General features: G+C 39.8%; 34 protein-coding genes. 26 read left to right on the top strand and 8 right to left on the bottom strand.

Features of this window, described 5'->3' with window-relative positions:
* Window positions 1–555 precede the first annotated feature (555 nt).
* From JI65_RS04625 to JI65_RS04615, 3 genes are read right to left on the bottom strand one after another with little or no spacing between them, the layout of a single operon-like run.
* Window positions 556–933, bottom strand: a complete 378-nt coding sequence (locus JI65_RS04625) for an NTF2 fold immunity protein (RefSeq protein ID WP_191014215.1) — start codon at window positions 931–933, stop codon at window positions 556–558.
* Window positions 930–1,586: a hypothetical protein gene (locus JI65_RS04620; protein ID WP_191014214.1), complete on the bottom strand. Its 657-nt coding sequence runs from the start codon at window positions 1,584–1,586 to the stop codon at window positions 930–932. Before JI65_RS04620 ends, JI65_RS04625 begins: the two co-directional genes overlap by 4 nt.
* Window positions 1,583–2,200, bottom strand: coding sequence for a hypothetical protein (locus JI65_RS04615; protein ID WP_191014213.1), 618 nt, complete (start codon window positions 2,198–2,200; stop codon window positions 1,583–1,585). The genes JI65_RS04620 and JI65_RS04615 overlap by 4 nt, the downstream gene beginning before the upstream one ends.
* Before the next feature lie 260 nt (window positions 2,201–2,460).
* On the opposite strand from JI65_RS04615, the gene JI65_RS04610 reads away from it, so the two are divergent.
* From JI65_RS04610 to JI65_RS04550, 13 genes are all read left to right on the top strand, one after another.
* Complete coding sequence (locus JI65_RS04610; RefSeq protein ID WP_191014212.1) at window positions 2,461–3,213, top strand: hypothetical protein; 753 nt, start codon at window positions 2,461–2,463, stop codon at window positions 3,211–3,213.
* 6 nt (window positions 3,214–3,219) lie between these two features.
* Window positions 3,220–4,857: an SH3 domain-containing protein gene (locus JI65_RS04605; RefSeq protein ID WP_191014211.1), complete on the top strand. Its 1,638-nt coding sequence runs from the start codon at window positions 3,220–3,222 to the stop codon at window positions 4,855–4,857.
* A gap of 8 nt (window positions 4,858–4,865) precedes the next feature.
* Complete coding sequence (locus JI65_RS04600; protein ID WP_191014210.1) at window positions 4,866–5,678, top strand: hypothetical protein; 813 nt, start codon at window positions 4,866–4,868, stop codon at window positions 5,676–5,678.
* Between the two features lie 121 nt (window positions 5,679–5,799).
* Window positions 5,800–5,982, top strand: a complete 183-nt coding sequence (locus JI65_RS04595; protein ID WP_191014209.1) for a hypothetical protein — start codon at window positions 5,800–5,802, stop codon at window positions 5,980–5,982.
* Window positions 5,957–6,217: a hypothetical protein gene (locus JI65_RS04590; RefSeq protein WP_191014208.1), complete on the top strand. Its 261-nt coding sequence runs from the start codon at window positions 5,957–5,959 to the stop codon at window positions 6,215–6,217. The genes JI65_RS04595 and JI65_RS04590 overlap by 26 nt, the downstream gene beginning before the upstream one ends.
* Window positions 6,218–6,240: 23 nt before the next feature.
* Window positions 6,241–7,476, top strand: a complete 1,236-nt coding sequence (locus JI65_RS04585) for an SH3 domain-containing protein (RefSeq protein ID WP_191014207.1) — start codon at window positions 6,241–6,243, stop codon at window positions 7,474–7,476.
* Window positions 7,477–7,525: 49 nt separating this feature from the next.
* On the top strand, window positions 7,526–8,227 hold the full coding sequence (locus tag JI65_RS04580; RefSeq protein ID WP_191014206.1) for a hypothetical protein: 702 nt from the start codon (window positions 7,526–7,528) through the stop codon (window positions 8,225–8,227).
* 39 nt (window positions 8,228–8,266) lie between these two features.
* The gene (locus tag JI65_RS04575) at window positions 8,267–9,061 is read left to right on the top strand and encodes a hypothetical protein (RefSeq protein WP_191014205.1); all 795 of its coding nucleotides are present in this window, start codon (window positions 8,267–8,269) and stop codon (window positions 9,059–9,061) included.
* A gap of 56 nt (window positions 9,062–9,117) precedes the next feature.
* Window positions 9,118–9,651 carry a hypothetical protein gene (locus tag JI65_RS04570; protein ID WP_191014204.1) on the top strand — a complete coding sequence of 178 codons (534 nt, stop codon included), beginning with the start codon at window positions 9,118–9,120 and terminating at the stop codon, window positions 9,649–9,651.
* Window positions 9,652–9,834: 183 nt separating this feature from the next.
* On the top strand, window positions 9,835–10,035 hold the full coding sequence (locus JI65_RS17640; RefSeq protein WP_191014203.1) for a hypothetical protein: 201 nt from the start codon (window positions 9,835–9,837) through the stop codon (window positions 10,033–10,035).
* 146 nt (window positions 10,036–10,181) lie between these two features.
* Window positions 10,182–10,697, top strand: coding sequence for a hypothetical protein (locus JI65_RS04560; RefSeq protein WP_191014202.1), 516 nt, complete (start codon window positions 10,182–10,184; stop codon window positions 10,695–10,697).
* 117 nt (window positions 10,698–10,814) lie between these two features.
* Window positions 10,815–11,291 (top strand): hypothetical protein, encoded by a 477-nt coding sequence (locus JI65_RS04555; protein WP_191014201.1) that lies wholly within the window; start codon window positions 10,815–10,817, stop codon window positions 11,289–11,291.
* Window positions 11,292–11,438: 147 nt separating this feature from the next.
* Window positions 11,439–12,362 carry a hypothetical protein gene (locus JI65_RS04550; protein ID WP_191014200.1) on the top strand — a complete coding sequence of 308 codons (924 nt, stop codon included), beginning with the start codon at window positions 11,439–11,441 and terminating at the stop codon, window positions 12,360–12,362.
* Window positions 12,363–12,581: 219 nt separating this feature from the next.
* Here the strand turns inward: JI65_RS04550 and JI65_RS04545 are convergent, their stop codons facing one another.
* The 4 genes from JI65_RS04545 to JI65_RS04530 form a co-directional block, all read right to left on the bottom strand.
* Complete coding sequence (locus JI65_RS04545) at window positions 12,582–13,433, bottom strand: PD-(D/E)XK nuclease family transposase (RefSeq protein WP_191014199.1); 852 nt, start codon at window positions 13,431–13,433, stop codon at window positions 12,582–12,584.
* 63 nt (window positions 13,434–13,496) lie between these two features.
* A complete protein-coding gene (locus tag JI65_RS04540; RefSeq protein ID WP_191014198.1) occupies window positions 13,497–14,345 on the bottom strand; it encodes an RHS repeat protein in 849 nt (282 codons plus the stop codon).
* Between the two features lie 32 nt (window positions 14,346–14,377).
* Entirely contained in the window at window positions 14,378–15,235 is an 858-nt protein-coding gene (locus JI65_RS04535) for an ankyrin repeat domain-containing protein (protein ID WP_191014197.1), read from the bottom strand.
* Window positions 15,214–16,809: an ankyrin repeat domain-containing protein gene (locus JI65_RS04530; protein ID WP_191014196.1), complete on the bottom strand. Its 1,596-nt coding sequence runs from the start codon at window positions 16,807–16,809 to the stop codon at window positions 15,214–15,216. Before JI65_RS04530 ends, JI65_RS04535 begins: the two co-directional genes overlap by 22 nt.
* Before the next feature lie 234 nt (window positions 16,810–17,043).
* Between JI65_RS04530 and JI65_RS04525 the strand changes: the two genes are divergently transcribed.
* The 4 genes from JI65_RS04525 (at window position 17,044) to JI65_RS04510 (ending at window position 19,580) form a co-directional block, all read left to right on the top strand.
* The gene (locus JI65_RS04525; RefSeq protein WP_191014195.1) at window positions 17,044–17,481 is read left to right on the top strand and encodes a hypothetical protein; all 438 of its coding nucleotides are present in this window, start codon (window positions 17,044–17,046) and stop codon (window positions 17,479–17,481) included.
* Between the two features lie 17 nt (window positions 17,482–17,498).
* Window positions 17,499–18,026, top strand: coding sequence for a hypothetical protein (locus JI65_RS04520; RefSeq protein WP_191014194.1), 528 nt, complete (start codon window positions 17,499–17,501; stop codon window positions 18,024–18,026).
* 15 nt (window positions 18,027–18,041) lie between these two features.
* The gene (locus tag JI65_RS04515) at window positions 18,042–18,521 is read left to right on the top strand and encodes a hypothetical protein (RefSeq protein WP_191014193.1); all 480 of its coding nucleotides are present in this window, start codon (window positions 18,042–18,044) and stop codon (window positions 18,519–18,521) included.
* Window positions 18,522–18,656: 135 nt separating this feature from the next.
* Entirely contained in the window at window positions 18,657–19,580 is a 924-nt protein-coding gene (locus JI65_RS04510) for an SH3 domain-containing protein (RefSeq protein WP_191014192.1), read from the top strand.
* A gap of 101 nt (window positions 19,581–19,681) precedes the next feature.
* Here JI65_RS04510 and JI65_RS04505 read toward each other — a convergent pair whose 3' ends face one another.
* Entirely contained in the window at window positions 19,682–19,933 is a 252-nt protein-coding gene (locus JI65_RS04505) for a hypothetical protein (protein ID WP_191014191.1), read from the bottom strand.
* Between the two features lie 88 nt (window positions 19,934–20,021).
* Between JI65_RS04505 and JI65_RS04500 the strand changes: the two genes are divergently transcribed.
* The 9 genes from JI65_RS04500 to JI65_RS04465 all read left to right on the top strand — a co-directional run bounded on the left by JI65_RS04500 (window position 20,022) and on the right by JI65_RS04465 (window position 25,316).
* Window positions 20,022–20,903 (top strand): hypothetical protein, encoded by an 882-nt coding sequence (locus JI65_RS04500; RefSeq protein WP_191014190.1) that lies wholly within the window; start codon window positions 20,022–20,024, stop codon window positions 20,901–20,903.
* A 2-nt stretch (window positions 20,904–20,905) separates the two neighbouring features.
* On the top strand, window positions 20,906–21,817 hold the full coding sequence (locus JI65_RS04495) for a hypothetical protein (protein WP_191014189.1): 912 nt from the start codon (window positions 20,906–20,908) through the stop codon (window positions 21,815–21,817).
* Between the two features lie 2 nt (window positions 21,818–21,819).
* On the top strand, window positions 21,820–22,851 hold the full coding sequence (locus JI65_RS04490; protein ID WP_191014188.1) for a hypothetical protein: 1,032 nt from the start codon (window positions 21,820–21,822) through the stop codon (window positions 22,849–22,851).
* On the top strand, window positions 22,848–23,132 hold the full coding sequence (locus JI65_RS04485) for a hypothetical protein (RefSeq protein ID WP_191014187.1): 285 nt from the start codon (window positions 22,848–22,850) through the stop codon (window positions 23,130–23,132). Before JI65_RS04490 ends, JI65_RS04485 begins: the two co-directional genes overlap by 4 nt.
* Before the next feature lie 179 nt (window positions 23,133–23,311).
* A complete protein-coding gene (locus JI65_RS04480; protein ID WP_191014186.1) occupies window positions 23,312–23,563 on the top strand; it encodes a hypothetical protein in 252 nt (83 codons plus the stop codon).
* Window positions 23,499–24,068 carry a hypothetical protein gene (locus JI65_RS04475; RefSeq protein WP_191014185.1) on the top strand — a complete coding sequence of 190 codons (570 nt, stop codon included), beginning with the start codon at window positions 23,499–23,501 and terminating at the stop codon, window positions 24,066–24,068. Before JI65_RS04480 ends, JI65_RS04475 begins: the two co-directional genes overlap by 65 nt.
* The gene (locus JI65_RS04470; RefSeq protein ID WP_191014184.1) at window positions 24,065–24,571 is read left to right on the top strand and encodes a hypothetical protein; all 507 of its coding nucleotides are present in this window, start codon (window positions 24,065–24,067) and stop codon (window positions 24,569–24,571) included. Before JI65_RS04475 ends, JI65_RS04470 begins: the two co-directional genes overlap by 4 nt.
* Window positions 24,572–24,581: 10 nt before the next feature.
* Window positions 24,582–24,713 carry a hypothetical protein gene (locus JI65_RS17515; RefSeq protein ID WP_277950583.1) on the top strand — a complete coding sequence of 44 codons (132 nt, stop codon included), beginning with the start codon at window positions 24,582–24,584 and terminating at the stop codon, window positions 24,711–24,713.
* A gap of 186 nt (window positions 24,714–24,899) precedes the next feature.
* The gene (locus JI65_RS04465; RefSeq protein ID WP_191014183.1) at window positions 24,900–25,316 is read left to right on the top strand and encodes a hypothetical protein; all 417 of its coding nucleotides are present in this window, start codon (window positions 24,900–24,902) and stop codon (window positions 25,314–25,316) included.

Here is a 25,316-nt window from a genome sequence, read left to right as displayed (position 1 = left end):
TTTAGTCTCATGAGTTCTTTTGCCCAGGTCGATTCCCACATTTCTTCCTTCGCAGTCTTTCATGTTATGCCTCCGTTCAGTAAAATGGAATCAGGAGTGAAGGTCTGGTGGTGGAACACCGTACTCCTATCCGCGGTAACGGGGAAATGTCCCCGTTCCGCATTATGTCTTACGGCGGTCGGTTTTGGTTAATCTTGTTTTCGAAGTAAGGGGCTGTTTTTGCAGTGCCTTTTTCACAGTTCGGCAGAACCTTCCGCCGACTCTCTGATTCCGTCAAATCAGAGTACCACCTTTTCCCAGACTTTCATATCATGGCATCTTGATTCAGCATCTGCGGTTGCTGAGCGAAGTCGAAGCATAGGGGGATGTCCTAAAAGTATTGTCATGCTGAATTTATTTCAGCATCTACGCTACATATAGGGTAGAGATTCCGAAACGAGTTCGGAATGACACTGTGTTATGAACTTATTGGACAGCCCCGACAATTCTAGGATATTGCATTTTCACCATCCGTGCATTTCACGGTTTTGACTGGCGCTCCTTCGTTTCAAAAATCTATTTTGTGTGAATGTAGCCCATGACCGCGCCGTCTTTTTTGCGGATTTTGATGTGAGCCACGCCGCCTTTTTTGCCGGGCAAACTGCCGTTAACATACCAAAAGCCTTCGTGTTCGATTGCAGTGAACGGCTTTTGTTTCTCGATTTTGTCCTTGCCGTAAACACCAGACAAAATTGCAACGGCGATTTGAATTGCAGTCTCGCTGTCAGTCACCAAATCCTTGTTGTCGCTCGTCAAAAAATCCAACTGTATAAAATCATCGTGCTCAAAAATCGGCGGGACAATCTTTTTTTGCTGCTTTAGCTCGTCAGCAAAGACGCCCGCGAGCGAGAAAAGCGCAAGAAAAAGAAACACAGGTTTTCTAAAAAAAATCATTTGAATAAATCCTCCGTATGAAATTTGCATCTAAAATAATTGTCTTGGATTTTGAGAACGCCGTCCAATGAATTGATGAAAGAGTGCTCAAAATCCTCGTTGCGCCCTGTTGATTGTGATTGAGAGCGCGATTGTTTGAAAAGTAAATCCAGATTGTTGTTTTTGTCGTAGACGATTACGCTGTAATAGCCCGCAGAAGTCCAGACAATCCCCGAATATTTCCCAAACTTACTGATTTTCTCAGACTTTTTGCCGTTGAAAACATAGTCGTCGAGTTCTGTTTTGTACGCGCCAAACTCAAACAGAAGCGAAATCCGCTCGGATAAATCGATTTTCAGCATACCGAACGAAAGCAGCGCGGAAAGCGCAATCGGAAGCAAAAAGCGGATTCCTTTTAGCGTCTTGCGTTTTATGCAATCAAAAACGACAAGCCAGAAATTGACAAAAATGATGAGTGCCGAAAGCAAATAATACAGCAATAAAAGATAAACGCTTTCCCGCGAAATCTGAAAGGAAAATAGCGTTAAGCCAAGCAAAACCGCGTTTGTGCCAAACAGCACGATTTTGAAATACAGCCGCTCCGCCCTGCCTTTCAGCAAAAAATATGGAAGAAAAATCGCAAATACCGCGAAAAAAAGACAAAGCAACATCATTTTGCCTCTAAGACATCACTTTTATAATACTTGTACTTTTCAACTTGTTGATTTCGCACCGCGTACAAAACGTCTTCTGAAAGCCAGATTTTTTCGATTTTTATGCATTCTCGCTCTTCTGGTGAATCATCATAAATGCATAGAATTCCGTTTTCGTCGATTTGCCAGGATTTTATTGGAGGCGTACGCATTTTTCCTTTTTTGCCGAATGTGCATGTTACGGTTCGATTTTCCGAAGAGTCGCTTTTAAAATAAAAAGTCTCAACAGTTTCAGAATCATCTAATTCAAAAAAATGATTTGCAATTTCGTTTTCGTTCCACGGAAGAGTGGCACTTTTTAATTCGCTCCATTTTTCACTCTGGCGGTTTATCATAAAATTGCCAAGAAAAAATGCCGCGGGCGGAAAAAGAAAAATCACGCAAAAAACAGAGGAAAGAATTATTCCGAGCTTTCGTTTTTTCAAAATGCTACGCGCAAGAAAGAAAACCGCGAGGGCAAAAAGCAAGAAACATGGCAGAAGAAGTTGAAAAATCGCACCTTTTTCCACATAAATACTAGTTGGTCCGTCCGCTCCGCCAATTATCGCAATTGCAGCGGGTGTAAGTTGATTCATATTTCAAAAATCTCCCCAAAAAAATAAGATTTTATCATGCGTCATACTGAACTTGTTTTCAGTATTTGCAATATAGCCCCTGAGATTCCGAAACGAGTTCGGAATGGCAAAGCACAAGAAGCAGTTTCTCAATAATCGTGCATAGAATAGCCCGATTATAGCATATCGAATTAAATACATGCTATATTTAAACTTGGTTGAATTTTGCTTGCTGAAAATAAGTTATGAATGGGAATCAACAAAATTGAGGAGAAAACGCAATGAAAAATGCAAATATCGTTGGTAAAAGCCATTTGCCCTTAAAAATTGCATTTGGAACATTTTGTATGCTTTTAGTATTTTTGTTTTCTGGCTGTTTTACGATGATGTACCATGACGAGGTCGTTGAAATGGGAAGGTACAATTATTGTGAAAAGCCATTTGACGGAGATAACGAACGCGGACACTACATTGGAACTCAGGATTTGGAAGGCAAAGCTTATGATGTTTTTGTGTTCAAGAATCTTATAAAAACGGACAGCGACAAATACATAAAAATCGCTCTTCCGCATAATGATGCCGACTGGAACGAGGACAGTCACAATTCATTTACGGTTCGGATTCCTAGCCGAAAAGACGATACTCCCTGGCGTTATGCCGCTAACAAGGGAGCTAGTGAATTTCAGTATGGCAAATCCGAACGGGTTCCCGCGGAGGGAATCGTAATTAGCGAAGGAACAGCGGAGGATTTTTCTGAAGAAAAAAGGATTGCTACCGCAGATATAAAGGTCGTTTACATGAGTACAAAACTCCTTTTTTTGGACTGTGACTTTTATTCGAAGCACACCAAATATGAATTCGGATTTTTTGTCCCTCAAAAACCCGTTATGCGGTTTTACGGAAAACACCGCTCCTTCCCGACTTATATTTTTACACCTTTAGGATATCCTGGACCAATTATTTTGGATATCATTACTTCCCCACCCCAGCTTCTTTTGTGGTGGTGCTTTAGTGATTTTAACCTGGGAGGTTGAGATAAAATGAAAAAGATTATTTTTATATTGCTTGCTTTGTTTTGCGCGCTCTGTGCGTTTGCAAAAGAATATCGCGGAATGTACGTCAATTCGCGTGAGGGGCTGAACGTCAGAAAATCGCCGAGCATGAGCGCAGAAAAAATCGGTGCGCTAAAATACGGCGAATACATCGGCGTGGTGGAAGAAGGCGAAATCGTAACAATCGACGGAATAAAAGCAAGATGGGCGAAAATCATCATAGACCACGACGGAAACGATGCAGCTGAGGATTATAACAATTACGGCTGGGTTTTCGGCGGCTATTTGCAGAAAGAATGCCCGATGAGCGAAAAAGAGATAATCGCCTATCTCAAAAAGCTCAGCGCGGAGGACAAGGATTTTTTGAACAGCAACTATTTTCCAAAAAAAAACGCCACAAACTATATGAAAAACCCCGACGCAGACTTTGAGCTTGACGGCGCGGAATGGCAAAAGCCGAACGCTTCTTTTTTGCGCTCGCTTCCGAACTATGTCTGCCAATATTGGGAGTATCAAACAAAGGGCGAAGTCGTTGCCGTGCGCGATTGCTTTATGTATTTTGCTCCTGTTGCGGCGTGTGCTTACGGCTGGCTTCGCTTTGTGAAGGCTGGCACAAAGCTCAAGGTTAAAGGAGTTTCGAGCTGGGGAATAGAGGACGGCACTCTCTTCCCGATTTACTGGACCGACGACTACGAGTATATCCGCGGAATCGACGTTACGGGGAGCGACCGCGTTTCACAGGCGAGCGACGGAAAGGGCGGATTCCACACGCTCGTCTATCAGCCGATTCTGGAAAATCTTTCGCTTGATGATGTCAACGACTTTTATAAAAAATGGTCGGAAGAAAAACTTTCCACGAGTGAGCAGCTTGAAAAATATTTTAGCCACGAAATGACATATGAGGGCAAATTTCTTCGAGGCGGCTTGGAAATGAACTTTGCCGAATACACCGACCCGCAGGGAAAAACATACCGTTTGAGCATTGGTTCAAGGGCATCTGTTCTCAAACTCCTGTATCCGCTCAATATGGACAAGCCCGTGCCGATTTTGCAGGCGTATTCGTTTTCAGGCGGAATGGGCGGCGGATATTTTTCGACAAAACTCAGCACCCTTGAAGCCAAATCTGACGGCAGGGCATATCTCCGCGAGATTTGCGAATACGACTACACGAGCGCGGATGTGGGCTATGATGGCTTGGCGTATCATTATTTTGATGACGATGGCGTTTATGTCTATCAGTATCAGAAGGACGAGATGGGCACTGTTACCGAAAATCAGGTGTACCGCTGGGTTCAATACGGAAGTCGTTATGACTTCCGCAGTATATCCAACAGCCTTGAAAGCGGTGAGCCAACAGGAAGAAGCCGCTTCGGCTGCTTCACAAAAGGCAGTTACTGGAATCCGATTTGCCGCCTCAAACTGCGCTCAAGCGCGGGTACGGGCGGCGAGGTAATCGGCACGATTGAGGGCGGCACGCTACTAGAGGCGCTTGAAGAGGGCAAAAAAGCCACGATTGACGGCTGCACCTCCGCCTGGGTCAAGGTGCGCGCGGTGAACAGGGAGCGTTTCGTGGACGGCGGCGACTTCACCCAAACGGGCTGGGTCTTCGGCGCGTATCTGGATTAGGGAGGAAGATGAAAAAGATATTTCTGATTCTGGCGGCGGCGGTCGTGCTGTCGTCGTGCGAGAAAAAGAACGCGCCGCAGCGCACAGGGTGGACGGCGGAGCAGATCGCACAAATTCCCGCGAGCGAGGCGGTCGTGCAGTCAGCCGAAGAAGGCGAAAGCACGGAGAAATCCGCCATTGAATATGCCGAGCGGTATGCGGGCGAACTTCTGCAATTCTCCAAAAAGGTGCTTCCCGCTGAAAAACTCTACGGAACGCGCTCGCACCTCGAATTGTTCGGCGGCGAGGCTGGGCAGGACGAGTATTTTATGCTCTATGCGCTCTTGCTCGGAAAAGAGAACGAGCGGAAGGCTTGCGGGCGGGAGTCGGAAATCGCTGAAATCCGCGAGAGTCTCAACGAAATCTACCGCGGCATAAACCGTATGTTCGGCATTGTCATCGGCGGCGGCACTTACTTCGGGCATGAGTACGCGCGGATTGTCGCTCGCACGGAGTACGACATCTACAGATATCTTAACGACAGAAAAATGCGCGAATCGTTCAAAAAGACTCTGAGCATGACGGACAAGGACAAAGAAGATTTCGAATCCTCATTTTGGACTGTCGCAAGCACATGGAGGCGCGACTACGACGAGGGCGACAGCGGCTACTGGTTCACGGAGGACGGCTACATGGGCGTGTGCAACGACATGTACGAAATCAAGACGGAACTGATAAGGCTCGAAAACACCTTCACGAACTATTTTTACCGTGAGCAGGCGGAAAACTACATCGGCGACATAATGCGCGGGTTCCTCAGAGAAGAGGAGGAAACACAATGAAAACCCGACTAGCCAAAATCTGCCCGCTTCTGCCGTTCGCGGTCATTCTCGCGTTTTTCGCCGTGCTCATTGTGCTGCCGTACATTCTTGAAAAAGCAAAATCCGTGGTAAAATGAAGCAAATGAAAAAACGAATCGCACTTGCTATTTTGTCGCTCCATGCCCTAGCTTCTCCCGCATTTTCCGACGAAATCAGGAAAATTTCGCTTCCGAAAGATGCCGTCACTATTCAGCACAAAGTTTTTGACACGGACATTTTCTGGAAAATCATTCCGTGGAATGACCGGCTCTTCGCTTACGGTTGACGGCTGGGGAAGATACAGCGTCCTCTCCTTCGACAAAAAAGGCAGGCTCAGGCAGGAATTTAATGCCGACGGAAAATGTATTCATGCAAAATCCTCAGATGGAACAGAACTCTTTTTTGAATATGATTCAAACGGCAATGAAATTTACTTTAAGTCCAGTGACGGACGAGAACGAAGAACCGTTTACGAATATTATTCAAATGGAAAAATAAAAGAAGCTAAAATATTTGAATAAGAATAAGGTTGCTGGAAAATAAAATGAAAAAACTTCTTCTGTGCATTTTGACTTTCGTATTGTTTTGTTCTTGCAAAGATAAAGCAATTAATTACAAAGATTTTGATCAGTCCATGAGTTTTGACGAGGCTGAAAAATATGTAAAACAATTGGAACAAGAGATAAAAAAAGAAAACTGGATTCGCTCCACTGACTCAGACGGAATTGAAGTGTGGCGTGATAAAAATGCCAATGTGCGCAAAGAAATAAAAATTTCAAAAGACGGCATTAAGGAAACAACTTATTTTGATGAAGAAGGAAAGTGCAAATTTTACACAGATTCTAACGGATTTAAAAAATGGTATGACTATGATGACTCTGGTCGAATCATTTATGAAAGGGAAAATTGTACATACCGCTATCCAGAAAAATTTTATGAATATGTAAAGTCAAAAAGATTTACGGTAGAAAAGAGAATAATACCCGCAGAACCTAGCGAAAAATGGTACCGCAAAAACTGGAAAGACAGCTTTTCGGCTGAAGATGTGTTGATTTATGAAAAATACGAAAACAAAGAAATCTGGCATATGCACAATCCTCTTGTTGTAACAAAAATGCGGGAGGCATATTCCGAAAATCTGGATAAAGAAAACTGCCAGGAAGTTTCGTTCGGCGAATCAAAAAAAATAATGGAAGAACTTCAAGATGACTCAATCTATTCTGAAAATCAAGAGCCACCAGAAGTTTTCTTTAAAACCAAGTGCCATTTTTCACACGCAGATGAAAAAAACTATGACAGTTACTGGTTCTACAGCGATGGGGAAGATATAGAAGGCATTGATGAGAGTCCATTTGATAGTCAGGAATATTATTTTCCAATTGATATGCCGTCGTTCACTCCCATTGAGCTTTATTATCATTATCAGTTCTATTTTGATGAGGATTCCGGCAGCTATAAAATCGCCGATTACGATAAAGTCATAATTGACGGCTGGAAAGTTTTGGACGAAGTGCGTTTTGTCGGTCACAAATATAGGGCTACTGACGATTTGATGATATATTCAGAGCAGGGACTGGATTATGAAGTGATTGGCTATATAAAAATTCCTGAAGAGGGAATAGAGGTTCTTGAAATTGGCAATTTTGTTTCATTTGACGGGACAGTTGAATTGCCGTGGTTAAAAATCCGCACGGAAAAAGGGCTTGAAGGCTGGTGTTTCGCAGGTTACCTTACGGATGGCTGGGAATATAAAAACAATCCGTGGACAAGCACGAAATAAAAAACTAACCTAAAAATTTGCAATATGACAATTATTTTGGAGGAAAAAAATGAAAGCAAAATTTAAAATTTTCGTATTGATTCTTATTATGGCTTCAATAAAAACAGGATTGTTTGCCACGGCACAAAAGCCGGATATTTTAATCCTGAATGATGATGAAAAAAAATTGTACGCAAATCCGTTGCAATCATTGTTTTTCAAAAATCCGGAACTCAAACAAAAATTTGATGACATCGGAAAAAAATATGTTTTAATGGTTTCCACCGCATGTTGGCGCGGATATGTTGCCAAATTTAAAATCATCGATTCTTCACTGTATATCGTTGATACGACAATAGAAATTGCTGAAAATCCGGATGAAACCAAGAACTTCAAACCAAAAACGATTTCAATTTTTTCAGAGCTGTTTGAAACCGACAAACCGGTTTTATGCGATTCTTATTCAGGAATGTTGATTGTTCCCCAGGGAAAAATGGTATCGTATGTTCATGGCGGTTATTTGTCCGAGTATGAAAAATACATTTTAATAAAAATCACTGATGGAAAGAAAATAAATCAAGGCGAATACAGCCTGCAAGATTATAAAGAAAAAAAACTCAAAGCATTCGAGTCGTTTTGTAAATCTGCCAAATATCAAGACAGCTGGAACAAAATAAAAGACAGTTTTATAGCAGATATCAGTGAAGAATCCAAAAAAGAAATTATGAAAACTTCCGAAGACTTTTATCTATATGATTTCTTTGAATTTTAAGGATTTTGATTCAATCAATCTTGTGGAAGGTGTTGAAAAATGAAAAAACTTATTTTGATTTTTACGATGATTTTTGCATTGTCAGCTGTTTTTTTACAGAACATTTTTGCCCACGATGAACCAAAGGCAAATGTCGTAATTTTACTTGAAAACGGAAAATCCTGTTTGGAAATTGCCAAAACTCGGATTCCAGAGCCAGATGATGTTTCAGCCCCGATAAACACCGAATATGCGGATGCATTAAAATCAATCGACAAAAAAATCAAGGCCGCAAAAGAAATCCCGCTCGGAAAAGCAGAAAAAGCCTGCATTGACGAGGGCGTTTACACAATCGAATACTTGGATGACGGCAGAAAATATTCGGTTCAAAATGATTTTTGGCTGTATGAATCAAAATCAAAAAAGTTCTTCCGCTGCCATATTTTAAATGAACTGCGCCTTCTAAAACAGATTAAAGAACACTCTGATTTTTACGAAAAATATTATTCACAAAAAACGCTCTCAAAAACTGACTCTGACGACATCGATTTTATAAAATGGCTCTTTACAAAAGAAACAGAAATCCCGCTTGAAGACCAAAATATCGAAGCCATAAAAAACGACTATTCAGGCGGAATCCCCGTTACTGTAACGCAACTTCCAGTTTGTTACAAAGTCGGAATTTCAAAAGCCGAGTTCAAGCAACTCAAAAAGCAGTTGAAGAAAAAATCCGAATGGAAAACCGATAACGGCAAAATCCGATTCCTCCTCATAACAAAATTTGACTGCGCTTGCGTCATAAACCAAGATGAGATAATCTTTGGATTTGGAAATCTGGACATAATTCAGCCATAAGTATGAAAACTGGCGTGAGCGCAGGGACGTAATCACATGGGTGCAAGGAGAAAACAATGGAATTAAATTTTAAACTGACTCTGCAAGATTCAATAGATTCAGCAGTTATTATGCGAAAATTAAGCAACATATCAAAACAGAATGACAGGAGAAGAAGAATTGTGTATATTTTTTTCCTTGTTGTCTTTTTAGCGTTCTCTATTTTTGCATTTCGTACGCGAGTCATAATTGGTATGATTATTCCAGTAATCATGGTTTTTGTTTCGTGTGTGAATATAATTTTTGCAGATAAACTAAACGTGCGTTCCTATAAAAAGGCTGTTTTACGAAATTATAAAATAATCAGCAAACAGTATAATCATAATTTTCTTGAACCAACAAACATCAAAATAAAAACCGAAAACGGCTTTGTGGAAATAGAATCATTTGAAAAAATTGTAAAATATCCAATTCAGGATTACATAAAATATTTCAAGGAAGACAGGTTGCATGTTTTTGAATTTAAGAATGGCAAATACATTTTTATCAATGAAAAAGATTTGTCTGATGATATGTTTGAGGCGTTCTGTAAAGAATTAGAGAATAAATAACCTCTGCCGGAAAAGCCTCCGGGGAAGCAAGTTCAACCTTTGCAAGTGTTTCAGGACGGCTTGAAGAAACGGACGCGCTCGTAATTCAGATAAAAGCCGCAATGGAAGAACAGAACGAAGGTTCAAAGCAGATTATTGACTTTCTCCACACTATGAATTGAAGTAAGAACCGCTTCCACAGAAATGGAACAGGGAAACAAAATTATTCTCTCCGAAGTCCAGCAGCTGCAGAATTCAACAATGGCGATGAAAGAAAGCATGGATGAAATGGCTAACGGTGCCCGAAAAATCAGCGAAACCGGAAATACCCTCGGCGCAATTTCCGGCAAAGTAAAAACTTCCATCGAAGAAATCGGCACCCAGGTAGACCAGTTTAAGGTGTAGGGGCAATGAATGTCGTGTGCAGGGATTCCGCCCCATTTCTTAAATCCCTGCATTGATTTCGTAAAACAACCATGCCGCTCTATGACCGGAGATTGAACTATGATTGCACTAAGTGGTAAACTGTTCGGAGGAAACGGAGATTAAAAATGCCGACAATTGAGATTGTTTCTCTTGGATGCAACAGATTGCTGCCAATAAAAAATAGCAGGCTTCCATTTTTTGTGCGGCAAAATACAAAACTAATCAGTCACAGGGGCTTGTTTCAGAAATATTTGGATAAGGAAACTGGAACCATCCTGCATTTAGGTAACAAAGAATTTGGACGAACTTGGTTCTTTTATGGAAGCGAACTGATTGACTGGGACTTTGATATTGAAAATAAGGCTTCAATTGATAAAAAAAATGATGAAAAAAACTTGCGGAACGACTTTCCTCCATTTAGGTTTGAGAGTGCAATGTTTGATTCAATCAAAAAAATCCTAAAACTTGCCCTAAAATATTCACCTGTCAACAAATGCCTTTTTTACACCGATATCCAGACAGATTTTTACAATAACATTCAAATAGAAGGCCAGCTCAATGGAAAAATCAACTTTGAGGATTTTATAAACAAACAGTATAATGAATACTACATTTTCAATACTTTGTACGAGATAAATTGATAATATAGAGGAAAAAATGAATTTAAAAGAAATTGAAGAAAATATAAAAAACTTATTCCAATGAAAAATTAATATTAGAAGGAATTCTAAAGCAGAATGAATATTTACCAGAAGTAATTGAAATTTTTGATACTGAAATCGAAAATAGAAAAATACACTTCGGAAGAAATAGAAAATATAAAAAAGAAATATACACTGGCAGATGAAAATCTGAGTAAACGGAAAGCATCTAAAGTTCATGGATTCTTATTTGTTGTTACAATTCTGATGTTTATAGAATCCGTTATTTATCTTTTATGCGGTTCGATTGCACTTAGAAATTTTGGAATATTACCTGCCATTTTATTTTGGCTGATATCAGTCCTCTGCATTGCAAATTTTGTTTTAATAATTCAAAAAAAGAAAATCGCAAAAAAAACATTCATTGGATTAATGGGATTTTGCATTTTAGCAAGCTCCGCAACAATAATTATGTCATTAATAAACAATTCGTTAAGAACTGTGGCAATGAATTTATTTATCATCCTGAAAGACACATTATTTATCCGATATTTTATAAAATCCGATTATGTAAACGAATACTTGAACAAATAAAAATTGAATTTAAAAAACATTATTGCCGCCACCCGTAACTTTTCGCCACGCCTTGCTTAATTCTGAAATATGATGAAAAATATCAGCTCTACATTTTTATACAGTCAGTTATCAGAAAATGTAAAATCAAATATAAGGAATACGATGATGAAAAAAGCTGTAATATGTTTTTTTATTTTAATGCAATTTTGTCTGTGCCATGCAAATGATGAATACATACCATTGTTTACATATTGGAATAAAGGTGATGTAAAAGAATATAATTATCAAAAATCAAGAATTGACAAACGAAACGGTGGTGAACGCATATCAAATATAAAAAGCCGGATAAAAATGGAAGTTCTTGACATGGATGATGAGTCATATACTGTAAGCTGGAAATATTATGACTATCATACAGGTGAAAAAAATCCAATTGCAGCCCTCCTTATTCAGAAGCTGGCTCAGCAGGAAATTATCTTTAAAATAGACCAGAATGGTTCATTTATTGATATATTAAATATCGATCAGTTGATTGAAAAAACAGAAAAATCATTCACTATTTTTGAAAAAACACATCCAAAAGACAGTGAGATATTCAACAGCGAAGTATACAAGCAGCTAAAACAAACTTATGTCAATAAAGAACTTTTTAAACAGTATGCGGCTCAAGATATACAACGCATTCATCAGTTTTATGCTTATGAATATTCGATAGATACTCCAACAAAATATGAAACGATAATTCCGGTGCCGCTATTATTGAACTATAAAATGCACGGTACTTCAGAGTTAATGGTGTCTGAGGCTGAAGATTCACTCACCATAGAATCAAAAATATATGCAGAACACGATGAAATAATAAAACTGGTAAAACTTTTGGCTTCAAAATTCGGACCGGCTGAAGATAAAACTGCTTCTGCAACTGACGATTTTTTTGCGGAATCCTTAAAAGATGCAAAATACTCATTTCTTACCACTGCCACCTTTGACATTGAATCAGGCTGGCTAAATTCCTACACATACTCAGCCATAGCAAATGTCGGCATTCAAAACAGAACTGACACAACGACAATAACTCTAATCAAATAGAAATTAAACTGGCAAAATAAAAATATTACACAAAGTAATATCAATTATAGAAGAAAATTAAAACTTGGATTTGCCCATTTCGCGACATTCCCATTTTATTATTTATTAGCCAGCTGGGAAAAATCTTGAGGGGTGCTTCAAAATTCAGCAAAACCGAATAGCCAGTAAAACAAAAAACGCCGTCCATGCAAACTCTCATAGACGGCAGCTTTCGTAGGCTTATGCCATTGCACATACACCGAGCTTTTCAGCAAGTTCTTTTACGCGCTCTAGAGGTAAGTCTGCAATATCAGCAATTTCTTCTATTGTCATTTTGTTTTGCCGGAGCATTTTTTCTGCAATTTCAATATTTCTTTCGGCTCTTGCCTTTGCTGTTGCAATAGCTGCACGCTCGTCGCCGTATTCTTCAAAAATCCTGCACATAGAATTCACCCCCCTTTCGTCTTGCTTATGGAACCGCACGCTGTCGGCGATTTCGTTATAAAACATTGCGTTTGCATCGGCTTCAAAAAAGTCGTGCATCAATTTGCCGATTGCGTCATTTCCGCGATATGAACCGTTTACATAAATTATATTGCAACCGTCGTCGAATGGCAAATATTCGCCGTTTTTGCCTTTACAGTCAAAATGTTTCTGCACTTTGTAAATCGGCTCTCCCAATCCTAGATAATCATTTTCTGTAATAAAAATGATATAGGTTTCCGGTAAATCAGAAAAATCAGACCGTTTTTTCAGCGTATGACTGTCGAGCATTGAAAGATTGTAGCGAACCCGCTTTGCTGAAGCTCCTTTATCTGCCCGCTGGATTTCCACATTGAACATCTTGCCGTTTGCGTCCTCTGCAATTATGTCCAGTTTTACTGAACGACCGAATAAATTACGGATGTCTTTTTGCGTCATACAACTTTTTACGATTATATCATCGCGGGAAAGAAGAATTTTTAGCAAAAACTCGGTTAACTTATTGTTTCCACCGAAAACAGCCGTCATAAAATCGTCGTCAATCAATCTTAAGGCTCTGATTCTTTCCAGCATTTTCGGGGCAATTGTGTCAAAAATACTTGCTGCCATGAATAGAATCTATCACGTATTCAAAATGGGCTCAATATTAGGTCTGTCGGAAAACTACGTGTTTTACGCCGGAACGTAGGTTTTTGCGGATTTTAAAGTACCGTCAGCATAGTAGGTGTTTAAAATCCACTCTTCATCGCCGTCGGCATAGCGGGTGCGGATTACGTTGTTTTTTTCATCGTAGTCCCACCATTCTTCAAGACCCGTACCGTCCTTAAAGTGGATTTTGTTTCCGTGCTCGTCATAGGAAAACCATTCTTCATAGCCGTTTTCGTCGAGCGAATGAATCATGTTGTTTTTTGAATCATACTCATATTGAGATTTTACACCGGTTGATGAATCCTGGCTGAGCATGTTTCCATTTTCATCATAAGTGTACCACTCGCCGTAATCTTTATTTTTTGTGGCTTTTAAAACCTTTCCGTCTTCGGTGCGTTCGTAATTCCATTCTTCGCCGGTTGAAGAAACGCTGTGTTTTAAATTGCCGAAAGCGTCATATTCATAAACGATGATTTCTTTGTCATTGACAATTTTTTTGATGAGATTGTCGTCAGAATCATATTCATTTTTTTCGTCACGGCGGAGCGAATTTTTATAATGAATGACGTTGCCATGAGAATCATATTCTAAAAATTCTTCGTAATCTTTGGAATCCTTCATGTGGATTTCATTTTCGTTTGAATCATACTCGTGGATTTCCGAATAACCTTCTGAATTTTTGCGGGAAGTTAAATTTCCGTCCGAATCGTATTCGTTCCAGGTTTCAAGTCCGCCTTCAATTTTTGAATGGACTTCCAGGCCTTTTTCGTTGAATTCGACTGTCTTAATAAGTCTTACGGTTTTTGTAATTATCTGTCCGTTTAAAACAAAATCAATTTTTTCTTTTTGTGTTTTCTTCTTAAAAAATAACATGTCTTTATCCTAGTTTAATTTTTGAATTTTGACTATTCGGAAGCAAGGTAGCCTAAAAAACACCAGCCTTTAGTTCCTTTAGGAATTGCCTTGCCATTTGAGTCAACACTGCCGGGAAGCACTTCCACCTCCACCCAGCATGAATGAATGTCATCTATGATTTCCATGTTGTCGGCATTAAGCACTTTTACCTTCGTGCCTTTTTTTATTGCAGTAATGGTTCCGTCTGAACGGCTGTATCCGTTTCTTATCCTGAGATTGTCGGTTGCAACGAGGAATTTGTTTTTATAATACTTTACAAGCCCACGGTAAACCGCATTCTTTTTATCATAGTCGATGCCTTCATTATAAATGTCTTTTCTTATGATTGAAAAACTGTATTTGTGGTTCCAAAGCCAGGCTTCCCAGACTGCAAAAGGATTTCCGCCGTATTCAATTAAAAGTTCAATTAAATCTTCGTCACCATTCCTGCAACAGGATGCGGTTATTGTATAATTTTTATTATCACTTTCAATAGTGGCATTAGGATTACAGCCGGCTTCGAGGAGAAGCTTTACAATTTCGTATTTTTGTTTTCTTCCATTATTTGTACTTGCGTCTATACCTGTTCCAAGTATGTAAGATTTTCGAGTGTAAAAATTATCCTTACTCTTAATGCTTAAATCCGGGTTGTATTTGAGCAGAAGCTTTACCATTTCCACGTTTCCCGTATCAACTGCATACCACAAAACAGTCGTTTCTTTTTTCTGATGGAGCCTGTTTATGTCACATCCTTTGTCCAGAAGTATTTTGGTAAGCTCAAGATTTTTGTTTATTACCGCATAATAAAGCGGCGTATAGCCGTTTTCATCATAATCATCAAAGTCTTTTACATTGCCTTTTTTGAGCATTTCAAGTGCTTTGTCGGTATAATTGTATTCGCAAAGCTGAACAAAACTGTATTTCTTTTGGTTTTGGAATTTGCCTTTAAAATTTCAACAACTTCCGACATATTCGGGTTGTTTTTTAACGCTTCTTCACATCGGTCAAGATAAGTTTTTCCGTACTTGTCTTTTACAGACAAATCTGCACCGGAATCAACAAGAAGCTGAACCATTTTTGGACTCTCGCCGCAGGAAAAAATCGGAGTCCAGCCAGAATCTGTTTTTGCATTAACATCTGCACCGTTTTTAATAAGCGGCTCAATAATTTTGGTATAATCAATGATAGAACGGCAGGCTGTATGCAAAGGTGTTGTGTTATATTTATTTTTACGGTTAATACCGCATTTTTTTGCAAGAAAAGCAATGATTTCTGCAATTTCCGCTTCTTTTTCCATAACTTTTGAATAATACAAAAGCTGTTCCCTGTTTTCGCAAGTAACAACTGACGTAAAATATTGCAGGACTGTATCGCCGTTTTTATCCACTGATTTAAAATCAAATTTGTTTTTTTCAAGGAATTTATAGCACTCAAGATCAAGCTGTCTTGCACATGACATTCCGACATTGTAACCGTCGTAAGTTTTTGCATTGACATCGGCTTTTTTACTTACAAGATATTTGATGAGTTCAAAAGAGTTTTTCTCCCAGCCCGCAAATATGAGGGGAGTATACCCGTTTTTTGTTGCAGCGTTGACATCCGCACCGTTGTCAACCAGAAGCTTTACAAGCTCAAGACTGTCTTTGGAACCAGAGTCAACTGCATAATGCAGCGGAGTGTAATCGTCACGGCCTTTGACATTTACATCTGCACCTTTAGAAATCATGAATTTTACAAAATTTAAATCACCGATATGACATGCTGAATTTAACGGATAGTTTTCTCTGTTGTCCTTAAGGTTTACGTCTGCCCCACTCTCAATCAAAATACGGGCAAGCTCTATATTTTTGTTCTCAAGTGCATAGGTTAAAGGCGAATAAGAATAGTCCGAAGGAGTATTTAACGGAGCGCCGAGTTTTATTAACCTTTTTACTAAATCAATTTCCGGTTTTTTCGCTTTGCACAGATAAAACAAAATTGTTATACCCATATTGTTCTTAACTTTTACATCGGCCTTGTTTTTTAAAAGAAAATCTATGATTCGGGTATCAAGTTTGCCATCGGTATGATAGTCATTGTAATTATCAACGGCAGACAGAAGAGGCGTATCACCGTCATCATCCGCTATGTTGACGTCTGCACCGTTTTTTACAAGGAAGTCCGCAATCCGTATAAAAATTTCCGGTTTATACTGGTATTCGAGAAGTGCCTTATATAATAAAGTCCTTCCGCGTTCGTATTTATAGTTTACATCGATAAAGCCATTTTCAATAGCGGCCATGAATTCACGGTCATTGCTGTAAATAAGTCCGACATTATTTCCCGCCGCTCCGCTATACTGATAGTTTTCAACATAGTAGCTTCTGTCTTTTAAGCGCTGTGCAAACGAACTTGAAGACAGCACAATGAATGCAAGTAAAAAAAGCTTTTTTTTAATATTCATAATTTCCCTCGATTTTATATAATATCTTTTTTACGCCATAACAAGTTTTGCCGTTCCTTTCAATTTTTGCAAGCAAATTTCCCTGTATTTTCATACTGTGTTTTCTTCTTAAAAAATAACATGTCTTTATCCTAGTTTAGTTTTTGACTAACTTCAATAATCGAAAAAAATGCTTGCGCCAAAACTCGCATAATTTATTGTGAGAATTTGAGCGAATATGCTATATTTAAATATATGAAAAAGTTTTTCTCTCTGATTCCGATTTTGATTCCTTTTTCGTTTTCGCTGATTTCCTGTGCCTCAAAACCACGGGACTACTCGGTAATATCTTCCAAAGAATGGAACAGCGTAAAAGAAAGCCGGATTATTTCGCTTGAAAACATCACGCTCGACGGCGAAAATTTCTGTAAAGATATAATTTTGGATGACAACAAAAAGCCCGTTAAGAACTGCGACTGCACGATTTATGTTTTGTTTGAGGAACGGCTGGCAAGCGAAGATGATGACTGGGATGAAGGTATGCAAAGGCTACAAAAATATACAAAAGAAGAACTTGAAACGAGCGATAAAATCGGCAGGATCCGCGCAAAGACAAATAAAGACGGCTGGCTTTACGTTAAAGGATTGCCTTACGACACTTGTTTTATCTTCTACATCAACAACGGAAAATAATTTTACCCGGAGATTTTATGAAGAACACGCTTTCAACTCCTGTCAAATTTTTTCTTGCCTCAGAGATTCTGATTTTTCTGATTGTTGCAGTGAGTATTCTTCACGGATTTATTTTTCCGCCTTCCGAAGCCGTGCAGCTTGAAATGTTTTTTCATTATCAAAAATGGTCGCCGCGGGTGTGGGATAATATTGCGGAAATCTTCTATACAATAGGCTCAATTTTGGTGTTTGTGCTCTCTGCTTTTGGAATTACCGCCTTGATCAAAAAATACGCGTGCAATGCTCTTTCAGAAATCATTGAGATTGTGCCTTTGCCTTTCTGTTTTGTTTTGTACATCAAGTACCCCATGCCAATAATAATTCCGGTATTCATCATTTCGCTGCTGGCTCTTATTGCCTCAGCCCGAAAACTTTTTAAGGCAAAGGCCGCCCCAAAAGAAAAGTTCATGTATTTTGTTATGATTATAAATCTGCTTTTTTTCGGATATTTTGGATTCTACGGATTTTTATATCATTTTACGGGCAGCTTTTATTATTGGTCATAAATGAAAGGAAATTTTATGATTTTATTGGTGTATATACTGTTCATATTGGCTGTTTTTATTGGCATTCCAGTCTTGCTTGTTCGGACGGTGATACGCACATTCAAGAAAAAGGGAAAAAAGACTGGCTTTATTACTCTTTTTCTCACGCTTGGTCTTTTGTATGCAGGCTTTCATTATATGACTTTTGAAGCGCAACATATTCTTCCATCATGGGATTGTAAATGGACATGCAGTATCAAAAATGAATCGTCGGTTAAAAATCCCAAAGTTCTTTTGGAGTTCAAGAAAATGTATGTGAAATACAAGATAGACCTTGCAGACCATCATAACGAAACGGAGTTTGACGGCAAAGAGTATATGGGCGGCTCTTTCTACACGAAAAACGTAGGCTACGAATTCAACAGGGCAATAGTTCCAAAAGGCATAAAGGCAGAAGTCGTCTGCAATTTTGACTATCAACTGGCGATTGTTCTAAAAGATGACACGGGGGAATAAATGAAAAAACTGACTTTGATTTTTACGTTGATTTTTTCTGCTGGGGTGGCGTTTGTTTCCGGGATAATTTTAGTGTTGTATGATTCAATCCGCACTTTTTCGGCATAACTTTGCTAAAATCGGGAGGAAATCACAATGAAAAAGATATTTCTGATTCTGTCGGCGGCGGTCGTGCTGTCGTCGCTTGCGTTTGCGGACACGAGTCGCTTCTATGAGGGCGGCAAGGTTATCGACACGATGTATGTGGATTCGCAGGAAGGCTTGCGCGTTCGGGATAAGCCCTCGCTCAAGTCAAACAGGCTCTGCGGACTCCAGCACAGGCTGCCCGTTAAAGTCGTGGCAATCGGGAAAGAAGAAACGATTGACGGCATAACAGCTCCGTGGGTAGAAATTTTGATTCCGCGCTACGAGTGGAAAGGCGATGAGGCGGAATATGGTTGGGTGTTCGGAGGGTACATTTCAAAGGAACGACCGGCATTTGTTGCGCCGCGCAATTCTCAAGAAATCAAAAATTATCTTTGCGCATTTCCGTGCTGGGCTTCAGGCAAAGCGTCTGTTTTTCACTATCATTTTTTGCCGGACGGAAAATTCTGGTGTGGCGCGCACGAAAAAGGCGAAATCACAAAAGGCTCGTATTCCGCTACAGGAAAGAACAGCGTCTATATCAGCGCAATTTTTGACGGATTTGGAGAATCGCCTGACCGTTCAGGCGGCTTGAACATCTCGGTAATCAACGAATACAGTTTCGTCGCAAGCGATTCCGTTTTTGACTATCACAACGGCGCGACATTCTCCGGATATTTTTCCCCGATGTACGAGGAAGATTTTTTCAAGCAGAAATATTTGTACAACGACTACGGAAGAACGCTTTACAATTGCGAATATGAATATCAAAAAAACTGGTTTGAAAGCGAACTGCTGATTGAACTGATTAAAGCCGGAGTCAGCGCGGAAGGCTCTGATTACGAAGCGCAGTATCACGACTACTGGAATCCGATTATGGCCGAGCATCAGAAAAAAGCAGACGCGATGAAAAATCCACATTTAGCCGAGCAATAATTGAACATGTATTCCGGGCGTGTTTCAAACCAAGCGTTGCTGGAAGATTTGTTTCAAAAACGGCAGGAATTTTAAGAGAAAATGCAAATGAAAAAGCTGAATTAATGGCGGGGTTCGTAAATATGATTGATGTCGGTATCAATCATTAAATCGACCGAAGCGGACTCGCTCACAATTTTGAATCCAAAATCTGACTCCAGCAGTTTCAGGATTGTCTCTCGTGAATCGTGCTGTCCGAAAAGTTTCATCGTTTTATAGCAAATGTCTGTAATTTCGGCAATCAATTCAGGATTTTTTGGTGCGTCGGATTTTAGGTCAACGTCGCCAAAAAGGCTTTCAACTTGAATATTCATGCTTTGATTTTATTAAAAAATTGTGAACCCGGCAAATCAATATGAGAAAACCCCTGAATTGTGATAGAATCGCGGTATGAACGAAATTATGAAAAAACTGATTTTGATTTTTGCCCTTTGCATCTTTTTGGGAATCACTCAGAGTTTTGCAGAAAGCCTGAAATCTGGGTGGGTAAAAAAAGACGAGAAAATCTTAAATTCCGCCTTAGATTTTATCCAGAAAAATGATTTTTCTGATTCGGAAATACAAAATTTTCTGCGGTCGGGAAAAAGCGATGGCTGGGTGCCGGAGACGGAATTGCGTGGATTCGGATTGAAAAAATCGGTCAGAAATTTTTACGGCGGATATATGACTCTGAACGTGACTTATATCTATTACGATGATAAACCGTGCAAACTGATTTTTTCTGTTGGCGAAGAAGCTTTTGGTAAAATTAAAGCGAGCCTTGTCAAAAAAACGCGCAAGGATTTTCAGAATCTGTTTGAATTGAAAACAAATAACGCCGGCGATTTTTCATACAGCGAGTATCGCTTTGAGCGCGATTTCAGTGCGAATTACGAAAAATTTGCGGAACATAAAAAATCGATTGTAGGCGAAATAAAAAATATTTCGATTCCGGGCGAATATCAGAAATATTTCGATTTTCTTTTTTCTGCGGATTCTTCTGACGAATACGGATATATTGGCGGCGAGGCAGCGCAGAAAACAACGGGAACAATTGCACTTGAAAAACTGCTTGAGCTAAATGACAAAAATGTGTTCCTGAATCTTTTGAAAGGCGACAGTCCGAGCGGCAGAATGTATGCGGCGGAAGGCCTTTTGACGCTGGAAAATTCTCAGGCGAGCGTGGACGCGATAAACAAAGTCTTTTTGCCGCTGATTGCCGAGGGCGTTACTTATTCCACGATTGACGGCTGTGAGATTGAGACTGGCGTGGAATATGAGCTTTTTGAATACGAAGGGAAATGAAAGTGAGCGAAAACTTTTGTGAAATCGTCGGGTTCGTTCTTGAATCGGAAAAATACTTTTTAATCTGGTGTTCGCCGGACGAGGGCGACGATTATTTTGAAAACTATTCCTCGCGCGTCGTCGCATTCCGCGACAAAAAATCCGCCGACGATTATCTCCGTTCAAAAAACAGGAAGGCGGACAAATGCACGACGGTCTTCGATTTTGATGCCCTTGATTTTTCCGACTGCTCGGATTTTCTTGACAAATGGAACATCATCGACGATTTGGCAAAGTCGGTTTCGCGCGATTTTATCGGGAACGGCGACGATTTTACGCCGCTTTACTCAAAGTTCGTCCGCGGCTCGAACCTTCCCGCACTGAACACTTCCGGCAAAATCTACACGCCGGCTTTTGACGCGGAGGAACTGGAGCAGATTGAATCGGTCAAGCGCGATATGCTTAACGTTCTCAAATCCATGCTTTCAAATGCGGTTTTTGCCTTTCACTACGATTTTGCGCTGATAAAAGATTTTCTTTCGGAGTACGGCGTAAAAGTCGAAGTCGAAGAAAACGTGCTTTCGGCATTTTTGGCGGACGACATCTGCATTCGCTTTTACAATGCCGAAGATCCAATCGATGTGCGCTGTGCTTTTTGTTCGGACTGGGACTGGCACTGCCACGGCGACTTTTACTTTTTTGACGAAAACGGCGTGGGCATTCAGCTCGGCTACCTCGATTTTCTTGAAGAGCTTGTGGCCGGAAACATTTTGATTTGCCTTGAATACCGGAACGGAAAACTATGCGAAATCCGCCCGGCTCACATAAAATATTTTGACAAAAGCGATTTTGAATATCTTGAAAACGGCGAGGAACTCCGAATCCGCAGGCTGAAATTCAAGAAACGCAGAACCGAAAAAACGGAGACAGAATAAAAATGAAGAAAGATGAAATCATGGATTTTCTTTCGGAAAATATTGAGCCGATTGAGGATGAAATTTACGGGAAAAGTTACAGGGCGGCTGTTACGCTGGATGGCGGAATATTTTTGCCGTGCGTGGTGTTTTCTTCTGCGGAAAAACTGATTGACCTTGCCGAAAAACGCCTCAAGGATTCTGAACCGCGTCAAATGCTGGAATTATTCCTTTTGAAGCGAAACACGATAGATTTTTCGTCAATCGAAAAAATCGAAAAAAGCCGGAACGCAATTCCGCTTGAAACACTCCGAAAGGTGCGCGGCGAAACGCTTCCGTCTTTTACAGGCTTTGTTCTTAAAATGCGCGACGGAAAACTTTTTAACTTTGGTACGCATTTTTCAACCTGTTTTTTTGAAGTGCCTGAAGATTTTGATTTTTGCGATGTTCAGGAAGTCATAAGCAACAGTTTTGCAGACGAGCACGGAGAAATCCATGAATACAGAAAATTCCGGCTGAGCGAAGTTGCAGAAATCCTGAAAAAAAACAAAGCTTTATTTTTCGATGGATTATTTTACTTGCTATGTGTGAGAAAATTCGGAGATAAAATGAAAACAATTACAAAACTTTCCGCGCGCGATTTTATGGAAACTCTGGATTCTGTGCTGCCGGAAAACAAAAATGCAACGGTGTATTTGTTGACGTGGGAGGACGGAGACGGATTTCTTGATTTGTGCACGGATGACGGCGGAATAAAATGCGGGCAGGAAGATTTGTTCAGCCAGAAAGAGTTGCTCCGTCGTTGTTGTGAAAAATCAGAATCGCTTCGTTTTGCCCAGAAATTAGTGAACCTTGGATGCTTTGAGTCGGCAAACGGTGCGTACAGACTTGGCTTTGATATTTTTGTGGTGAGCGGTTTTGATTATTTTGCGTTCTGCCCGGTTCTTGACCGCGGCTATTATGCAAAATTAAACTTTTTTGAGCGTTTTATCTGTTTCTTTCATTATAAAGAACCGTGGGACAAAGAGAAATTTGGCTATTGGGAGCGAAGATGAAAATCGACTTTCAAAATCAAATCGTTAGAACCGCAGTTTTTTCTTACGCGGGCGTGCGGGAATATAAGGCGTTCATCTGTCGGAGGGATTTTTTTCCGGGGTCAGGCGACGCAGAAGACGAAATGGAAGTTTCAAACGACAGGCAGTGTGAATGCTTTGAAGTTTGCTTTGAGAATTTTTTGTCGGTCGGTGAAGTTTGCGCGTCAGGCGGATTTTTTGAAACGCTTGCCGAAGCAATAAGTCATACGGAAAAATCCTGGGGATTTGTAAAATGGATTTGAAATATTTTTTTAGGCTTGCGTTTTTACTTGCGCGGCTGGGCGTGGTGCGTTGTTTTGCCTTCGGGCTGGATTCTGGCATTCATGGAAAATGACTTAGGTTATGAAGCTAAGCAAATTAGTGGGAACACAAAGGTTTTTATGATTTTTAAGGGAGAATGAATTATGGAAGGAAGTAAAAAATGAGTGAAGAAAACACAGACGATGATGAACAGGATGTATTTGTGCCGGCTCCGGAATTTGGAGAGTTTCCTTATTGCGGAGAAAAAATCGTAATCGGCGACAAAAGGGAATTTGCGCTTGAATTTGATTTTGACGAGTTTTTTGACGATGAATTTATTGCGTGGGGAACCTACCGCATATATTTAAATGGCCGCTGTTACGGAAAAAAAATCTCCGCATTCATGGTTTTGTCTGGTCGTTCCTGCCTTTGAAAAAATCCTTGAGCCGGATTTTAAATACGACAGATTTTTTAACGAGTATTCCGACAGAACGATTGCAGAAAATTACATTAAGTTTCGTCGCGGTTCGTGCCGCTTTATTGACGGAGACTGGGTTTCAACAACCGACCGCATAAAATATCTTGGTGTTTGCGGAAAAGACATGCCCAGTTTGTTTTTTGATATGGGAAATTCAAGCAACAGCGAAGCTCATTTTGATGACGGTTCAAATATTTTAGTTTTCTGCAATTCAAAAATTGTAAAGCTTCTGGGATTTTATGATTCAAGACGCGGTAAAATAAGGAATCTGAATTCAGTCCGATTTCCGCGCGAAAAATTCAATGGAATTATCCGTGCAGGACTTGAAGCAATTCTTTCTGAACGCAGCAAGGCTATTCACGGCAAAAAAAACGGAGCAGCATTTATGATTGCATTTAGTAATGTGCGGAAGAATACAAAAAATTTCCAGAGCGGAATGTTAAACGGAAGTAAAAAATGAAAAGAATTTTATCGGCATTTTTTCTTTTTGCAGGTTTGGCGCAAGCTTTTTCAAACGAAAATCCGGGCGACTTCAAAAACGAAGTCACAAAAGAGCAAGTTTCTTCTATTATATTGTCCTGTGACGCGTATAAAAACTATGAGGTTTTGCCGGGCGATACCGAGATAATCATCAAGTCGAAAAAGCTTGAGAAAAACAAATACAATCAGGATTCATATCCAAGAATATTCATCAGCGAAGGGCATTATGAAAACGGCGAACTGACCGATTCCACGGAAGTCTGGTATCAAAAGCGGAAAGTAAGAATCGGAGAAGAATCCGTCGTTCCCGCGCCGCCGACAATTAGGATTTTTTACAGGACAAAATTCATAACGGTCAGTGTTCCATCCGAGCAGATTTTTGATTTTGATTTTTTATGCAGTCACTTAACGTCGGCTTTGACCGATTACGAAATGATAAGCATAAATAAATCCGGCGCAAAACTAAAATGGATTAAAAAATGAGGAGATAAAAATGAGAAAAATTGCACTGTTCTTTGCGTTCATTTTTGCCGCAGGAATTGCATTTGCGGACAAAAGCCGGTTTTATGAAAACGGAAAGGTTATAGATACGATGTATGTGGAATTGCTGGAACTTGATGACTGAATGATACCAACGGCATGGAGTGAGCCGCAGGAGATTTTGCAACGAGGAATAATTTGTTGTCGAGCCGTTTTCTTGAAAAAGTGTTGAAACAACATTTGTTTAAAGCCTATTTTGGAGAGAAAACGGCTAAAAAACAAAAATAAAAAGGTAAATTAAGAGAAAGATTTTACGCAAAAGGAGAAAATTATGCAGAGTTATTCAGAAAATTATTTTTTTGACAAAATCGAAGATTTGGTGCTCCAAAAAGAAAAAGATGGTGATTTTTGTTGCAGAATCACAAAACCGCACGTTTGCGACGACGACTCAGTCTATATTTATGTTGTCGACGAAGTGAGTTTTGAGAGAGTCAAGCCGACAATCCTTTTGATTGCAAAAAAGTTCCTCGCGATTTTGAAAACAGTCCGCGATTACACCGAAAAAGAATACCCAGAGCTGGGATATGACGTGGGCTTGTTTTGCATGGAAGACGATACGCATTTTTACATCGATATGTGGGAAGAAGCTGTAAACAACCAGTTTGACGTTTGCTTTTCTTGCAAAGATGGTGTTATCACTTTTGAGAATTTCAACAGAAGCGTTGAAGTCGGCATAGTTGTGGAGTAG

Source organism: Treponema zioleckii (genome assembly GCF_014737315.1).
Taxonomy (GTDB): Bacteria; Spirochaetota; Spirochaetia; order Treponematales; family Treponemataceae; genus Treponema_D; species Treponema_D zioleckii.
The sequence above is the reverse complement of the archived record's forward strand: the minus strand, read 5'-3'. Positions and strand labels throughout refer to the sequence as shown.

Bases quoted from the DNA above. Each gene is read 5' to 3' on its own strand.
- JI65_RS04580 (WP_191014206.1), top strand. From the start codon at position 7,526: ATGAAAGCAAAATTTAAAATTTTCGTATTGATTCTTATTATGGCTTCA.
- JI65_RS04550 (WP_191014200.1), top strand. From the start codon at position 11,439: ATGAAAAAAGCTGTAATATGTTTTTTTATTTTAATGCAATTTTGTCTG.
- JI65_RS04510 (WP_191014192.1), top strand. From the start codon at position 18,657: ATGAAAAAGATATTTCTGATTCTGTCGGCGGCGGTCGTGCTGTCGTCG.
- JI65_RS04545 (WP_191014199.1), bottom strand. From the start codon at position 13,433: ATGGCAGCAAGTATTTTTGACACAATTGCCCCGAAAATGCTGGAAAGA.
- JI65_RS04520 (WP_191014194.1), top strand. From the start codon at position 17,499: ATGAAGAACACGCTTTCAACTCCTGTCAAATTTTTTCTTGCCTCAGAG.
- JI65_RS04615 (WP_191014213.1), bottom strand. From the start codon at position 2,200: ATGAATCAACTTACACCCGCTGCAATTGCGATAATTGGCGGAGCGGAC.
- JI65_RS04475 (WP_191014185.1), top strand. From the start codon at position 23,499: ATGGCCGCTGTTACGGAAAAAAAATCTCCGCATTCATGGTTTTGTCTG.
- JI65_RS17640 (WP_191014203.1), top strand. From the start codon at position 9,835: ATGGAACAGGGAAACAAAATTATTCTCTCCGAAGTCCAGCAGCTGCAG.
- JI65_RS04535 (WP_191014197.1), bottom strand. From the start codon at position 15,235: ATGCTCAAAAAAGGCAATGTAAAAGACTTTGATGATTATGATGAAAAC.
- JI65_RS04515 (WP_191014193.1), top strand. From the start codon at position 18,042: ATGATTTTATTGGTGTATATACTGTTCATATTGGCTGTTTTTATTGGC.
- JI65_RS04575 (WP_191014205.1), top strand. From the start codon at position 8,267: ATGAAAAAACTTATTTTGATTTTTACGATGATTTTTGCATTGTCAGCT.
- JI65_RS04490 (WP_191014188.1), top strand. From the start codon at position 21,820: ATGAAGAAAGATGAAATCATGGATTTTCTTTCGGAAAATATTGAGCCG.
- JI65_RS04525 (WP_191014195.1), top strand. From the start codon at position 17,044: ATGAAAAAGTTTTTCTCTCTGATTCCGATTTTGATTCCTTTTTCGTTT.
- JI65_RS04590 (WP_191014208.1), top strand. From the start codon at position 5,957: ATGACCGGCTCTTCGCTTACGGTTGACGGCTGGGGAAGATACAGCGTC.
- JI65_RS04505 (WP_191014191.1), bottom strand. From the start codon at position 19,933: ATGAATATTCAAGTTGAAAGCCTTTTTGGCGACGTTGACCTAAAATCC.
- JI65_RS17515 (WP_277950583.1), top strand. From the start codon at position 24,582: ATGAGAAAAATTGCACTGTTCTTTGCGTTCATTTTTGCCGCAGGAATT.
- JI65_RS04480 (WP_191014186.1), top strand. From the start codon at position 23,312: ATGAGTGAAGAAAACACAGACGATGATGAACAGGATGTATTTGTGCCG.
- JI65_RS04560 (WP_191014202.1), top strand. From the start codon at position 10,182: ATGCCGACAATTGAGATTGTTTCTCTTGGATGCAACAGATTGCTGCCA.
- JI65_RS04620 (WP_191014214.1), bottom strand. From the start codon at position 1,586: ATGATGTTGCTTTGTCTTTTTTTCGCGGTATTTGCGATTTTTCTTCCA.
- JI65_RS04465 (WP_191014183.1), top strand. From the start codon at position 24,900: ATGCAGAGTTATTCAGAAAATTATTTTTTTGACAAAATCGAAGATTTG.
- JI65_RS04485 (WP_191014187.1), top strand. From the start codon at position 22,848: ATGAAAATCGACTTTCAAAATCAAATCGTTAGAACCGCAGTTTTTTCT.
- JI65_RS04610 (WP_191014212.1), top strand. From the start codon at position 2,461: ATGAAAAATGCAAATATCGTTGGTAAAAGCCATTTGCCCTTAAAAATT.
- JI65_RS04600 (WP_191014210.1), top strand. From the start codon at position 4,866: ATGAAAAAGATATTTCTGATTCTGGCGGCGGCGGTCGTGCTGTCGTCG.
- JI65_RS04500 (WP_191014190.1), top strand. From the start codon at position 20,022: ATGAAAAAACTGATTTTGATTTTTGCCCTTTGCATCTTTTTGGGAATC.
- JI65_RS04585 (WP_191014207.1), top strand. From the start codon at position 6,241: ATGAAAAAACTTCTTCTGTGCATTTTGACTTTCGTATTGTTTTGTTCT.
- JI65_RS04605 (WP_191014211.1), top strand. From the start codon at position 3,220: ATGAAAAAGATTATTTTTATATTGCTTGCTTTGTTTTGCGCGCTCTGT.
- JI65_RS04470 (WP_191014184.1), top strand. From the start codon at position 24,065: ATGAAAAGAATTTTATCGGCATTTTTTCTTTTTGCAGGTTTGGCGCAA.
- JI65_RS04595 (WP_191014209.1), top strand. From the start codon at position 5,800: ATGAAAAAACGAATCGCACTTGCTATTTTGTCGCTCCATGCCCTAGCT.
- JI65_RS04540 (WP_191014198.1), bottom strand. From the start codon at position 14,345: ATGTTATTTTTTAAGAAGAAAACACAAAAAGAAAAAATTGATTTTGTT.
- JI65_RS04625 (WP_191014215.1), bottom strand. From the start codon at position 933: ATGATTTTTTTTAGAAAACCTGTGTTTCTTTTTCTTGCGCTTTTCTCG.
- JI65_RS04530 (WP_191014196.1), bottom strand. From the start codon at position 16,809: ATGAATATTAAAAAAAAGCTTTTTTTACTTGCATTCATTGTGCTGTCT.
- JI65_RS04570 (WP_191014204.1), top strand. From the start codon at position 9,118: ATGGAATTAAATTTTAAACTGACTCTGCAAGATTCAATAGATTCAGCA.